This window comes from Actinomadura sp. 3N407 (assembly GCF_052245875.1).
Classification (GTDB): Bacteria; Actinomycetota; Actinomycetes; order Streptosporangiales; family Streptosporangiaceae; genus Spirillospora.
The window spans coordinates 18,871-32,519 of record NZ_JBQQBP010000015.1; the positions used below are offsets into that span (position 1 = coordinate 18,871).

11 protein-coding genes are annotated in these 13,649 nt (G+C 73.6%); 7 read left to right on the top strand and 4 right to left on the bottom strand.

The window, feature by feature from the left end:
• Positions 1-10: 10 nt before the first annotated feature.
• Complete coding sequence (locus ACTWPP_RS31520) at positions 11-961, top strand: electron transfer flavoprotein subunit alpha/FixB family protein (RefSeq protein ID WP_443108031.1); 951 nt, start codon at positions 11-13, stop codon at positions 959-961.
• 65 nt (positions 962-1,026) lie between these two features.
• On the opposite strand, the gene ACTWPP_RS31525 is transcribed toward ACTWPP_RS31520, so the two are convergent.
• The 3 genes from ACTWPP_RS31525 to ACTWPP_RS31535 form a co-directional block, all read right to left on the bottom strand.
• The gene (locus ACTWPP_RS31525; protein ID WP_443108032.1) at positions 1,027-2,847 is read right to left on the bottom strand and encodes a serine/threonine-protein kinase; all 1,821 of its coding nucleotides are present in this window, start codon (positions 2,845-2,847) and stop codon (positions 1,027-1,029) included.
• A gap of 68 nt (positions 2,848-2,915) precedes the next feature.
• Positions 2,916-4,145 (bottom strand): MFS transporter, encoded by a 1,230-nt coding sequence (locus tag ACTWPP_RS31530; protein WP_443108033.1) that lies wholly within the window; start codon positions 4,143-4,145, stop codon positions 2,916-2,918.
• 142 nt (positions 4,146-4,287) lie between these two features.
• Positions 4,288-4,806 carry a TetR/AcrR family transcriptional regulator gene (locus ACTWPP_RS31535; RefSeq protein WP_443108034.1) on the bottom strand — a complete coding sequence of 173 codons (519 nt, stop codon included), beginning with the start codon at positions 4,804-4,806 and terminating at the stop codon, positions 4,288-4,290.
• 141 nt (positions 4,807-4,947) lie between these two features.
• Between ACTWPP_RS31535 and ACTWPP_RS31540 the strand changes: the two genes are divergently transcribed.
• Complete coding sequence (locus ACTWPP_RS31540; RefSeq protein ID WP_443108212.1) at positions 4,948-6,123, top strand: cysteine desulfurase family protein; 1,176 nt, start codon at positions 4,948-4,950, stop codon at positions 6,121-6,123.
• Between the two features lie 18 nt (positions 6,124-6,141).
• Positions 6,142-7,023 (top strand): DUF1206 domain-containing protein, encoded by an 882-nt coding sequence (locus tag ACTWPP_RS31545; RefSeq protein ID WP_443108035.1) that lies wholly within the window; start codon positions 6,142-6,144, stop codon positions 7,021-7,023.
• Between the two features lie 12 nt (positions 7,024-7,035).
• On the opposite strand, the gene ACTWPP_RS31550 is transcribed toward ACTWPP_RS31545, so the two are convergent.
• Complete coding sequence (locus ACTWPP_RS31550; protein WP_443108036.1) at positions 7,036-8,112, bottom strand: DUF695 domain-containing protein; 1,077 nt, start codon at positions 8,110-8,112, stop codon at positions 7,036-7,038.
• A 67-nt stretch (positions 8,113-8,179) separates the two neighbouring features.
• Here ACTWPP_RS31550 and mnmA point away from each other — a divergent pair, with 67 nt between their 5' ends.
• The 4 genes from mnmA to ligA all read left to right on the top strand — a co-directional run bounded on the left by mnmA (position 8,180) and on the right by ligA (position 13,389).
• Positions 8,180-9,256 (top strand): tRNA 2-thiouridine(34) synthase MnmA, encoded by a 1,077-nt coding sequence (gene mnmA / locus ACTWPP_RS31555; RefSeq protein ID WP_443108037.1) that lies wholly within the window; start codon positions 8,180-8,182, stop codon positions 9,254-9,256.
• Positions 9,257-9,350: 94 nt separating this feature from the next.
• Positions 9,351-10,145, top strand: coding sequence for an LLM class F420-dependent oxidoreductase (locus ACTWPP_RS31560; protein ID WP_443108038.1), 795 nt, complete (start codon positions 9,351-9,353; stop codon positions 10,143-10,145).
• A gap of 31 nt (positions 10,146-10,176) precedes the next feature.
• The gene (locus tag ACTWPP_RS31565; RefSeq protein ID WP_443108213.1) at positions 10,177-11,187 is read left to right on the top strand and encodes a methionine synthase; all 1,011 of its coding nucleotides are present in this window, start codon (positions 10,177-10,179) and stop codon (positions 11,185-11,187) included.
• Between the two features lie 51 nt (positions 11,188-11,238).
• Positions 11,239-13,389: an NAD-dependent DNA ligase LigA gene (gene ligA, locus ACTWPP_RS31570; protein ID WP_443108039.1), complete on the top strand. Its 2,151-nt coding sequence runs from the start codon at positions 11,239-11,241 to the stop codon at positions 13,387-13,389.
• Positions 13,390-13,649: the final 260 nt, after the last annotated feature.

Genomic DNA, 13,649 nt, shown 5'->3' on the forward strand with positions numbered 1-13,649 from the left:
TTAACGAACAATGGCGGAGATTCTCGTCCTCGTCGACCATGTCGACGGTGAGGTCAAGAAGGTCACGCTCGAACTGCTGACGCTGGCGAACCGGCTCGGCGAGGCCGCCGCGGTATGGGTCGGGCCGGGCTATGAGAACGCCAGGGACAAGCTCGGCGAGTACGGCGCCGGCAAGGTCTACGTGGCCGCCGACGAGGAGCTGACCTCCTACGTCGTCGCCCCGAAGGCCGCGCTGCTCGCCCAGCTCGTCGGCGCCGGGTCCCCGGCCGCGGTGCTGGTCGCCGCGACCGCCGAGGGCAAGGAGATCGCGGGCCGTCTCGCGGTCAAGACCGGCTCCGGTGTGCTCACCGACGTCGTGGACGTCACCGACGGCCTCGTCGCCGAGCACTCCATCTTCGGCGGCGGCATCATCGCGCACGCCAAGGTGCGGACCGGCACGCCGATCATCGCCGTCCGGCCGAACTCGGTGGCCCCCGAGGCGTCCCCCGCCACCCCGGCGGAGGAGCAGGTCTCGGTCACCCTGTCGGACACCGACAAGGGCGCCAAGATCGTGGAGAAGGTCGTCCAGGAGAAGGGCGAGCGCCCGGACCTGACCGAGGCCGCGATCGTCGTGTCCGGCGGGCGCGGCGTCGGCGGCGCCGAGAACTTCTCGATCATCGAGGGCCTGGCCGACTCGCTCGGCGCGGCCGTCGGCGCCTCCCGCGCCGCGACCGACGCCGGCTGGTACCCGCACTCGTTCCAGGTCGGCCAGACCGGCAAGACCGTGTCGCCGCAGCTGTACATCGCGGTCGGCATCTCCGGCGCCATCCAGCACCGGGCCGGCATGCAGACCTCGAAGACCATCATCGCGATCAACAAGGACCCCGAGGCGCCGATCTTCGAGCTCGTCGACTACGGGATCGTGGGCGACCTCTTCCAGGTCGCGCCGCAGCTCACCGAGGAGATCACCAAGCGCAAGTGACCTCGCGCGAACGCCCCGGCGGCGGCCCTTGAGTCCCAAGGGCCGCCGCCGGGGCCTTCCGCGTTTCAGGAGCGCTTCGGGGACGGGTACGGGACGGCCTTCAGCAGGGCCGGCTTGAGCATCTCGCTGACGTCGGCGTAGGGGACGACCGTGTCCTGCAGCCCGCATGCCGACTCGTAGCCCAGCAGCGCTCCGTAGAAGGCCACCCGGACGCCGTCCGGGGTGAGGGCCATGGCGACGTCCCCGGACTTGATGAACGCGGACGGGTTGTCGGTCCCCCTGGGCAGGACGACTCCGGGAGGCGCGGTGCCCGGTGCGCGGCAGTAGAAGCCGCCGGGCAGATTCGCCTTGATCTTCTCGTCCAGCGGCGCGAGGCCCCGCTCGGCCGGGTCGCGGAACAGGTCGGGCGGGCGGTAGGACGCGCCGGTCCGCAGATCCACGGTCGCCGCCTGCGGCTGGTCCCAGCCCGACCCGCGGTCACCGCGCAGCCCGACGCTGTACCAGACCGACAGCAGCCGGTCGTTGCGCATGAGGATCGCCGGCTTCACGACATCGGTGTAGCCGCCCCTGCCGATGCGCCCCAGGCCCGTCCTCGTCTTGGCCCAGCGCTGTTCGAGCGGCGCCCTCAGCGCCCGGTTGATCTTCCGGTTGAGCGCGGCGTCGCCGCCGGTGACGCGCACGATCTGGCCCTGCGCCCGGAACGTCGCGCCGTTGCCGATGTCCTGCTGCGGCTCGCTGAGCGCGGCCAGTTGAGCCACGATGGGCCTCTGCTCGGGCGCCCCGTCCGCGACGGACACGTAGACCGCCGCGCCGCCGCCCACGGCCACGGCCGCCGCGCCGCCCGCGACGGCCGCCGTGCCCTTGGCGCCGAGCGTCCCCAGGACGCCTTTGCCCGCCGCGCCCGCGGCCCCGGCTCCAGCGCCTCCGCCTCCCGTCCCGGCGGCTCCGGCGCCCGCGCTCCCGGCCGCGCCCGCGGCTCCCGCGGCGCTCGCCGACGCGCCTCCCGAGCCGAGGCCGAGCGCGGTGAGCGGGAACAGCATCGACAGCGCGGCGGCGGCCCCCGCGAGGGTGCGGACGCCGTGCCCCTCCCAGTCGGGCCCGTACGCGGCGGACGCGGCCGACTCCAGTTCCGAGGCGAACGCCGCGGCGCCCATCGGACGGTCCCACGGGTTCTTGGCCAGCCCGCGCGCGATCAGCGGGCGGAGCGGCCCGGGGACGTCCTCGACCGGGATCGGCGCGGTCAGATGGCGGCCCATCAGCCCGGCCTGGTCCTCGGCGGCGTAGGGGCGGCGGCCCGTCACGCACTCGAAGAACACGCACGCCGCCGCGTACACGTCCGTCGCGGGCGACGCGGGCTCGTCCCGCCACTGTTCCGGCGCCATGTAGACGGGGGTCCCCGCCCGCCCCGACGCGCCGGCGTCCACGGCGATGCCGAAGTCGATGAGCTTGCTCAGCCCGTCGCCGCGCACGATCACGTTCGCGGGCTTGTAGTCCCGGTGCACGATGCCGAGGTCGTGGGCGGCGGCGAGGCCCTGCAGCGACCCCTTGAGCAACGCCAGGGCGGCCTCGGGCGCCAGCGGCCCGCGCTCGGCGAGCACCGCCTTGAGGGACGCGCCGTCCACGGCCTCCATGACGATGGCGGCGCCGTCCGGCGTCTCGACCAGCCCGTACAGGCCGGCGATGAACGGGTTGCGCAGCCGGCTCAGCAGGCCGGCCTCGGCGCGGAACCGGCCGCGGAACTCCTCGTCCCCGGCCAGGGAGTCCGCGAGGTACTTGATCGCCGCCGGGCGGCCGGTGGCGTCGTGCCGCGCCAGTACGACGCGTCCCTGCGCGCCCTCGCCGAGCGGCCGCAGCTCGCTGTAACCCGGAACCCGCCACTCGGCCATCCGTCCGCCCCCATCGCCAGAAATGGTCCCGATGGGTTATATCGGATCCAGGGGGCGGACGGGGGCGCTCAGGCCGCGACGGGCTCGGGCCGGGTGTCGTTCGGATCGCCGGCCCGCGCGGGGACCGCGGCCGGCGCGGGGGCGGCGTCGGTGCCCGTGCGGAGCGGGACGAAGCGGGCACCCGCGGCGATGAGCAGGGCCAGGACGACGACCGAGCCCACGCCCACGCGCAGCGACGTGGCCTCCGACAGGAACCCGACCACGACCGGGCCGAGCAGGAGGCCGCCGTAGCCCATCGCGCCGACCTGGGCGACGGCGGCGGCCGGACGGTCCGGGGCGGCGGTCCCGGCCAGCGAGATCGTCGTGGGGACGACCGTGCAGACCACCAGCCCGGTCACGAAGAACCCGGCGATCGCGACGCCCGGGCCTGGCGCCAGCACGACGACGCTCATGCCGAGCGCGGTGCCGAGCCCGGCACCGGTCAGCAGCCGCCGGGTGCCGACGCGCGTCCGGACCCGGTCGCCGACGAGCCGGCCGAGCAGCATCGCCAGCTCGAACACCGGGTAGCCGGCCGCGGCCACCGCCTCGGTGGCGCCCATCTCGTCGTGCAGGAGCAGGCCGCTCCAGTCCGCGATCGAGCCCTCCGTCATGAAGGCGATGAACCCGAGGACGCCGATCAGGTACACGGCGGGCGGCATGCGGCGCGCCCTGCGTCCCGTCCCGGACGCGGTGCCGGCCTCCGGGCGTGCCGGGTCGGGCAGGTAGGTGCGGCCCAGGGCGAGGCCGGCGGGCAGCGACAGCAGCGCGGCGGTCAGCACGGTCGTGGTGAACCCGAACCCGGCCGCGGCCGTGACGACGCCGAACACCCCGCCGCTCATCGCGCCGACGCACCAGCCGGCGTGCATGCCGCTCATGACGGACCGGCGGTACGCCTGCTCGACGACGCTGCCCTGCGCGTTCATCGCGATGTCGGTGATCCCGAACGTCATCCCGAACAGCACGACGGCGGCGAGCAGCACGCCGTAGGAGGGGGCGAGCGCGACGGCCGCGAAGGACAGCGAGGTCAGCGGCAGCGCGGCCCGCAGCACGCCCCGGCTGCCGGCGCGGGACATGACACCGCGGAGCGCCTGCATGGCCACGATCGCGCCGAGCCCCCAGACGAGGACGACGATGCCGATCTCGCCCTCGTTCGTCCCGAACTTGGCGGCCAGCGCGGGCATGCGCGCCACCCACACTCCGGTCAGCAGGCCTGCCAGTGCGAAGGTCAGGAACGTCCCCGAACGGGCGCGGAACAGCATGGTTCACCTCTTTCTCGGCTCGGCGGGGGCACGGCCCCGTAGTGGCGGACGGTGTGGTGTGACAGGCGTCATGGAACGCTCCAGACCCCTGGGGGCCCGGGTCGCTCAGGTGGTTCGGCGGGGGGCGCGGGGCGCCCCGGGGTCATCGCTCCAGCAGGTCCAGGAGCCGCTGCCTCAGCGCTTCGAGCTGGTCCGCGCCGTACAGACCGGGATCATGGCTCACCACTTCCCAGAGGCCCTCGGCCGCCAGCCGGACGACCGTCGCGGTGCCCGGGTCGGGGTCGTCCGCCGGGGCGCGGCCGTGCCAGCGCCGCATCGCCTCGTTCAGCGGCTCGGCCTGCTCCGGGTCCGCCGCGGCGGCCGTGATGGCCGACCAGCGCCGGTAGGCGCGGGCCTCGCCGGTCAGGATCTCGAACGTGGCCTCGACGTAGGCCCGGGTGTAGGAGCCCGGCGTGCCGTCGTCGTGGGAGGCGATCAGGTCGTCGAACTCCTCGATGACCCGCGCCACCATCGCCCGGACGAGCGCGTCCTTGGTGGGGAAGTGGTAGAGCAGCCCTCCCTTGCTGACGCCGGCGCGGTCCGCGACCGCGGTGAGCGTCAGCGCCTGCGTCCCCTGCTCGGAGAGGACGGCTTCGGCGGCGTTCAAGAGGGCTTCCTTCATCATGACCATTTTACTGTACCGGCTGGACGGTACAGATCGTAACCCGGTTCCCGCGCCCGCCATTCCCGCGGCCGCGCGGTTCCCGCAACCGCACGGGCACCGGAGGGGAACACGGGCGCCGTGGATACTGTTGACCCCGTGGTGACCTACCTCGACCATGCAGCGACGACCCCGATGCTGCCCGAGGCCATCGAGGCGATGACGGCGGAGCTGCGCGAACTCGGGAACCCGTCCTCGCTGCACGCGGTGGGGCGGCGCGCCCGCCGGGTCGTCGAGGAGTCCCGCGAGATCATCGCCGAGGCGTTCGACGCCCGGCCGAGCGAGGTCGTGTTCACCTCCGGCGGCACCGAGGCCGACAACCTCGCCGTCAAGGGCCTGTACTGGGCCCGCCGCGCCGCCGACCCGGCCCGCACCCGCGTCCTCGCCGGCGCCGTCGAGCACCACGCCGTCATGGACGCCGTGCAGTGGCTCGCCGACCACGAGGGCGCCCGCGTCGACTGGCTACCCGTGGACGAACAGGGCCGCGTCCTCCCGGAGGCGCTGCGCGAGGCACTCGGCTCCGGAGACGACGTGGCGCTGGCGACCGTGATGTGGGCCAACAACGAGGTCGGCACCGTCCAGCCCGTCCCCGAGCTGGCCGCCGCCGCCCGCGAGCACGGCGTCCCGCTGCACACCGACGCCGTCCAGGCCGCCGGGACGCTGCCCGTGCGCTTCGCCGCGAGCGGCGCGCAGGCGCTCACCCTCACCGGCCACAAGCTCGGCGGCCCCCTCGGCGTCGGCGCGCTGCTGCTCGCCAAGCCCAAGGAGCCCGTCTTCCTCGACCCGGTGCCGCTGCTGCACGGCGGCGGCCAGGAACGCGACGTCCGGTCCGGGACGCTCGACACGCCCGCCATCGCCGGGTTCGCCGCCGCCGTCCGGGCCACCGTCGCGCACCGCGACGCCGAGGCGCGCCGCCTCACCGAACTGCGCGACCGGCTCATCGGCGCCGTCCGCGACGCGGTGCCCGACGCGATCCTGAACGGCGACCCCGCCGACCGCCTCCCCGGCAACGCGCACTTCACCTTCCCCGGCTGCGAGGGCGACGCCCTGCTCATGCTGCTGGACGCGCGCGGCATCGCCTGCTCCACCGGCTCCGCGTGCTCCGCCGGCGTCTCCCAGCCCAGCCACGTCCTGCTGGCGATGGGCACCGGCGCGGAACGTGCCCGCGGCTCCCTGCGCTTCACCCTCGGCCACACCTCCACCGAGGCCGACGTGAAGGCCCTCGCCGACGCCATCGGCCCCATCGTGGAGCGCGCCCGCCGCGCCGGCCTCAGCTGACGAGAGTTTGACCGTCCCTTGAACGGGGACAGCGTCGCCGTCCTCCAGGAAGGCGATGCGATGACGACGGGCGGCGGAGCGAAACAAGCGGGCCGGAAGGCCGCGGGACACCCGTGGTTCCACCACATGTCCCGCGTGGGCCTGGTCGCCCGCGGTCTCATCTACCTGCTCGTCGGCTGGCTGGCGTTGCAGGTCGGGTTCGGTGACGGCGGGCAGGCCGAGCGGAAGGGCGCCCTCCAGATCGTCGCGGGCAAGCCCGGCGGCACGATCGTCCTGTGGCTGATGGCGGCCGGTTTCGCCGCGCTCGTCCTCTGGCAGCTCGCCGAGGCCCTGTACGGACGTCCCGTACCGGACGGCGACACGCCCACCGAGCGGCTGGCCTCGGCCGCCCGCGGCATCGTCTACGCGGCGGGTTGCGCGGCGATCCTCGGGTTCCTGCTCGGCCACCAGGGCACGTCGAGCGACCAGCGGTCCAGGACGTTCACCGCTCGCGCGATGGCCGAGCCCGGGGGCCGCTGGCTCGTCGCGGCGGTCGCGGCGGGCTTCCTCGTGTGGGGTGTCGTGGTGGTCGTGAACGCCGTCCGCCGGGCCTTCCTCGACGAGCTCGACACCGGCCGGATGAGCGAGGCCGCTCGCCGCTTCGTCCAGCCCTTCGGCATCGCCGGCAACGCCGCCCGCGGCCTCATCGGCGCGGGGGTCGGCGCGTTCCTCGGCCACGCCGCCATCACCTTCCAGCCGAAGGAGGCCCACGGGCTGGACGGCACCCTCCGCGAGTTCGCCGGCACACCCGCCGGAGCCTGGGGCCTGGTCGCCGTGGCCGCGGGAGTCCTGACCTTCGGCCTCTATTCGTTCTGCGAGGCCCGCTGGCGCAAGGTCGATGCTTCGCGCCGCGGCGGGTAGAGACGCTTCGCGTTAAGGCCGGTACGGGGACAGGGCGCGCCAGCCGGGGTCATTGGTGGAGGCGACCTTCGCCTTGCCCTCCGGCCAGCCGGCGGCGAGCTGGTCGAGTTCGGAGATCACTCCGGAGTCGGGGTCGGCGTACAGGTGGAACACGCGGAGGCCGTCGCCGGTCTCGCGGACGGCGAGGACGGCGCGGTCGCCGAGCTTGGTGAGCTTCTTCTCGAAGGCGCGCAGCGCGCCCGACGACGGCTCGACGGGGAGGCGGTCGGGGTTGCTGTTGGCGTACGGGACGGTGATCGCCACGTGCAGGTCGCAGAGGGGGTAGTCCTGGCGGTGCAGCGGGAACCGGGCGCCGAGGCGGGCCGGATGGCCGCGGGGGGTGCGGCCTTCGCCGGTGAGCCACGCGGGCTCGGCGAACGGCTCGGCGATCTGCTCGACGACCGCGGACAGCATCGACGGCGGCAGCGAGTCGATCGGCGCCTCCGTGGCGATGGCGACCTCGCCGATCCAGCGGGCGACGTCGTCCTCCCCGAGGGCCCAGTGCAGGACGTTCAGCGCCACCTGAAGCTGCTGCTCCTCGGACACGAACAGGAAGTCGGGGTGGTAGGCGGCGATGTGCACCCGGGCCCGGTCGGCGTCGGCGCGCATGCCGAGCCGGACGTACTCCAGGTCGAACTCGTGGTCGCCGAGTATGAGGTCCTGCGCGAGCATCTCCGGGTCGGGCTGGCGCGCGGGGTGGAACGTCCAGCCGGCGGCCGCCGACCCGGACGGCGCGGAGCGCGCCCAGCGTTCGGTCAGCCCGCGCAGCTCGGGTTCGCCGCCGCCGGTCACGGTGAGGGACGGGGTCCGGTCGTCGGCGCCGCCGATCTCCCACTGCAACCCGGCGTGGATCTTGTGGACGCGGCGGGACAGCTCCTCGATCGCCTCCGCGGACAGGCCCTCCCCGGGCGTCTCGGGCTCGGGTTGCTCGGGCCCGGCGGCCAGCGAGGCCTCGATCGTCGGGCGGGCCTGCGCCCACCACTCCCAGAACTCGCTGATGGCGGGAGGCGTCACCGGTGACGCGTCGCGCGGACGACGGAAGATTCCCATAGCGGCCCCAATCGTACGCGGAAATGACGACGGGAGACCGGGCCACGCCGCGTACCCTCGAAGGACTATGACTTTGCGCGTACTCGCCGCCATGTCCGGCGGCGTCGACTCCGCCGTGGCCGCCGCCCGCGCCGCAGAGGCCGGGCACGACGTCACCGGCGTCCATATGGCCCTGTCCAGCAACCCCCAGTCGTACCGCACGGGGGCGCGCGGCTGCTGCACCCTGGAGGACTCCAGGGACGCCCGCCGCGCCGCCGACGTGATCGGCATCCCCTTCTACGTCTGGGACCTCGCCGAACGCTTCCACGAGGACGTCGTGGAGGACTTCGTCAGCGAGTACGCGGCCGGCCGCACCCCGAACCCGTGCCTGCGCTGCAACGAGAAGATCAAGTTCGCGGCGCTGCTGGACCGCGCGATGGCGCTCGGCTTCGACGCCGTCTGCACCGGCCACTACGCGCGGCTCGACGGCGGCGTCCTGCGGCGCGGCGTCGACGGAGGCAAGGACCAGTCGTACGTGCTGGCCGTCTGCACACCCGAGCAGCTCGCGCACGCCCTGTTCCCGCTGGGCGACACGTCCAAGGCCGACATCCGGCGGGAGGCGGAGCGGCGCGGCCTCCAGGTGGCCGACAAGCCCGACAGCCACGACATCTGCTTCATCGCGGACGGCGACACGCGGGGCTTCCTGGCCGAGCGGCTCGGCTCGGCGCCCGGCCCGATCGTCGACGCCGACGGCAACGAGGTCGGCGAGCACGAGGGCGCCTACGGCTACACGATCGGGCAGCGCAAGGGCCTCCGCATCGGAACCCCGGCGCCCGACGGGCGTCCCCGCTACGTCCTGGACATCTCCCCGGTGACGAACACGGTGACCGTGGGGCCGCGCGAGTCGCTGGACGTCCACGAGATCAGGGGCGAGCGCCCGGTGTGGCTGAGCGAGGCCCCGGGCGGCCCGTTCGACTGCGACGTGCAGCTCCGCGCGCACGGCGAGGTGTACGGCTGCACGGTCGAGCACGACGGCGATGAGCTGCGCATCCGCCTGGCCGGTCCCGCCCGCGGTGTGGCACCGGGCCAGGCGGCCGTCCTGTACGACGGCGACCGCGTCCTGGCCTCGGCCACCATCGCGGACACCGCCCGCGTCGCCGCTTGACGCCATGCCCGGGAAGCAGGCCGGGCGTGCGTGGCTTATGGTCGCGTAGGCGATGTGTGGGAGGCGTGCTGTGGAATTTGGTGTTTCGACGTTCGTGACCGATGACGGGATCGGGCCCGCCGAGCTGGGGCGGGCGCTGGAGGAGCGCGGGTTCGCGTCGCTGTTCCTGGCCGAGCACACGCACATCCCGGTGAAGCGGGAGTCGCCGTGGCCCGGCGGGGCCGAGCTGCCCCGGCACTACTACCGGACGCTCGATCCGCTGGTCGCGCTGACCGCCGCGGCGACCGCGACCGAGCGGCTGCGCGTCGGCACGGGCATCGCGCTGATCGTCCAGCGGGACCCGATCGTCCTGGCCAAGGAGGTCGCCTCGCTCGACCTGATCTCGGGCGGACGGGCCGTGCTCGGCGTCGGCGCGGGCTGGAACCGGGAGGAGATGCGCAACCACGGCACCGACCCGACGACCCGGATGCGGCTGCTGCGCGAGCGGGTGCTGGCCGTCAAGGAACTCTGGACGAAGGACGAGGCGGAGTTCCACGGCGAGTTCGTCGACTTCGACCCGGTGTTCCTCTATCCGAAGCCCGTCCAGGACCCGCACCCGCCCGTCATGATCGGCGGGTCCGGGCCGACGACGTTCGACCGGGTCGTCGAGTTCGGCGACGGCTGGATGCCGATCTACGGGCGCGGCACCGATCCGCTCGCGGTGCAGATCGCCGAACTGCGGGAGCGGGCCGGACGCCGCGTCCCCGTGAGCGTGTTCGGGGTGCCGCCGAAGGCGGAGGCCGTCGCCGAACTGGAGGCCGCCGGCGTCGACGAGGTGCTGTTCGGCCTGAAGACCGTGCCCGAGGACGACACGCGCCGCCTCCTGGACCGGCTCGGCGGGCTGGTGTGATCGCCGCGCCGATAGGGTTTCGTCTGTGACGATCAGTTATCCGTGGCAGACGGGGACGGCGACCGGGGTCGGGTCGTATCCGGGGGACGACCCGGCGGAGGCGCTGCGGGTCGTCCTCGGTGAGCTGCCCGAGCTGCCGCACCTGCCGGAGCTTCCCGCGCGCGGTCCCGGCGCCGACATGACGGGACGGACGGCCGGGCTGCTGGTCGACATGGCGGTGCGCCTGGAGCCGTCCGGCTGGCGAATCTCCGACCGCCCGGGACGGGACACGTCCCGCTCCCGCGACCACCTGGCCCGCGACCTGGACGTCCTGGAGGAGGTCGCGGGCGGCCACGACGGGCCGTTCAAGATCCAGGTGTGCGGGCCGTGGACGCTGGCCGCCACGATCGAGCTGCGGCACGGCGACCGGGCGCTCAAGGACCCGGGCGCCGTCCGCGACCTGGCCGCCTCGCTCGCCGAGGGAGCCGCCGCGCACGTCGCGGACGTCCGGCGCCGGCTGCCCGCCGCGCGGATCGTGCTCCAGGTGGACGAGCCGAGCCTGCCCGCCGCGCTCGCGGGGACGGTCCCGACCGCCAGCGGGTTCTCGCGGCTGCGGGCGATCGAGGAGCCCGTCGCGGAGGACACGCTCAGGAGGGTGATCGAGACGGCCTGCGCGGGGGACGCCGCCTACCCCGTCGTCCACTGCTGTGCCCGGAACGTGCCCTACGCCCTGCTTCGAGGCGGGGGCGCGAAGGCGATCTCGTTCGATCTGAACCTCATGCCGAAACGCGACGACGACGCCGTCGGCGAGGCGATCGACGCCGGGATCGGGCTGCTCCTCGGCGCGGTGCCCGCCACCGACACCGTCCTGCCCGCCCTCCGGGCGACCGCCGAGCCGGTGCGGGACCTGTGGCGGCGCCTCGGATTCCCTCCCGCGCGGCTGGCGGAACAGGTCGTGATCACTCCGGGATGCGGGATGGCGGGCGCGTCCCCGGGCCATGTCCGCGCGGCCCTGCGGCGCTGCCGGGCCACGGCCCGGATGCTGCACGAGGCGGCGGACTGACCCCGGGCGCGGCGGGCTCGTATTGTCGGACGTGACGGCGACAATGGGGGCATGACCATGAGCGACGGCGTTCCCGGCGAGGTGCGGCAGCGGCATCTGGAGCTGAGCCGGGAGATCGACGAAGCCAACTACCGCTACTACGTCCTCGACCAGCCGGCGCTCTCCGACGCCGAGTACGACCGGCGGATGCGGGAGCTGCACGAGCTGGAGGAGCGGCATCCGGAGCTGGTCACGCCCGACTCGCCGACGCAGCGGGTCGGCGCGCCGATCATCACCGACTTCGCGACCGTCCGGCACCTTGAGCGGATGCAGAGCCTCGACAACGCGATGAGCGCCGACGAGCTGGTGGCGTGGGACGAGCGCGTCGTCAAGGAGGTCGGCAAGGTCGCCGGCTACCTGTGCGAGCTGAAGATCGACGGGCTGGCCATCGCGCTGACGTACGAGGACGGGCGGCTGGTGCGCGGGGTCACCCGCGGCGACGGGCGCACCGGCGAGGACGTCACCAACAACGTCCGCACCATCGCCGACGTCCCGCACCGGCTGGAGGGCGAGGGCTGGCCGGACGTGCTGGAGGTCCGCGGCGAGGTGTTCCTCCCCGTCGAGGGGTTCGAGCAGGTCAACGCCGCGCAGGTGGAGGCCGGCAAGGACCCGTTCGCCAACCCGCGCAACGCGGCGGCAGGGTCGCTGCGGCAGAAGGACCCGCGGGTCACGGCGCAGCGGCCGCTCGGCATGCTCGTCCACGGGTACGGCGCGTGGCGCGGCGGGACGCAGCCGGAGAGCCAGTCCGGGGCGTACGAGCTGATGCGCGGCTGGGGGCTGCCCGTCAGCGACCGCTACAGGGTCCTCGGCGGGATGGACGCCGTCCGCGAGTACATCGCCGGGTACGGCGAGGACCGGCACGGCACCGCCTATGAGATCGACGGGGTGGTCGTCAAGGTCGACCAGTTCTCGCTGCAGCGGCGGCTCGGGTCGACGAGCCGGGCGCCGCGCTGGGCCATCGCGTGGAAGTACCCGCCGGAGGAGGTCAACACCAGGCTCCTCGACATCAAGGTCGGCGTCGGCAGGACCGGGCGCGTCACCCCCTACGGCGTGATGGAGCCGGTCAAGGTCGCCGGGTCGACCGTCGAGCGGGCCACGCTGCACAACGCGGGCGAGGTGAGGCGCAAGGGCGTGCTGATCGGCGACACGGTCGTCCTGCGCAAGGCCGGCGACGTGATCCCCGAGATCGTCGCGCCGGTGACCGCCCTGCGGGACGGCTCCGAGCGCGAGTTCGAGATGCCGGCCCACTGCCCCGAGTGCGGTACCGGACTGGCGTACGAGAAGGAGGGCGACGCCGACATCCGGTGCCCCAACGCGCGGTACTGCCCCGGGCAGCTGCGCGAGCGCCTGTTCTTCGTGGCGAGCCGCAACGCGCTCGACATCGAGGCGCTCGGCTACGTGGGGGCGACGGCGCTCACCCAGCCGCTGGAGCCGGCCGAGCCGCCGGTGAAGAACGAGGGCGACCTGTTCCACCTGACCGTCGACCAGCTCCTCCCGATCAGGAGCCTCGTCCTCGACCAGCGGACGGGAACGTCCAAGACCGACCCGAAGACCGGCGAGCCCAAGGTCGTGTCGTTCTTCGCCAACAAGGAGGGCGAGCCGAAGAAGACCGTCGAGATCCTCTTCGACGAGCTGGAGAAGGCCAAGAGGCAGCCGCTGTGGCGGGTGCTGGTGGCGCTGTCGATCCGGCATGTGGGCCCGTCGGCGGCGCGCGACCTGGCCCGCGAGATGCGCTCGATGGACGCGATCGCGAACGCCTCGGAGGAGGACCTGGCGGCCGTCGACGGCGTCGGGCCGACGATCGCGGCGTCGATCAGGGCGTGGTTCGAGGTCGGCTGGCACCGCGAGATCGTCGAGAAGTGGCGGGCCGCGGGCGTCCGGATGGAGGACGAGGGCGCGGCGGGCCCGCGTCCGCTGGAGGGCGTCACCGTGGTGATCACCGGGTCGCTGGAGGGGTTCAGCCGCGATTCGGCGACCGAGGCGGTGCAGCGGCTCGGCGGCAAGGTGTCCGGGTCGGTGTCGAAGAAGACGGGCTTCGTGGTCGCGGGTGACAGCCCGGGGTCCAAATACGACAAAGCTGTCAAGCTTGGCGTACCGGTCTTGGAAGAGGAAGGGTTTCGCGTCCTGCTGGCCGAAGGGCCGGATGCGGCCAGCAGGACGTGACGGTGAGCGCCGAGGAATAACCCGGCGTATTCGGGGGCCTTCGACCAGGTTTGCGTTACTCAGGGGTACACTTCAACTACCCAACGGTGAGCGGCGGGTGCGATACGGGCATAACGCAACGTACGCAATCGGTTTCGCGAAGTTGAGCGAAGGCCGTACCCTCCCTCTCATCACGACCTACACCTGAATCTCCGGACGTAACACCCGGGGGGCGTCCCCCGAGGTCGGGGACGCCCGGTGCCGGGGGACGGCCCCCCGAA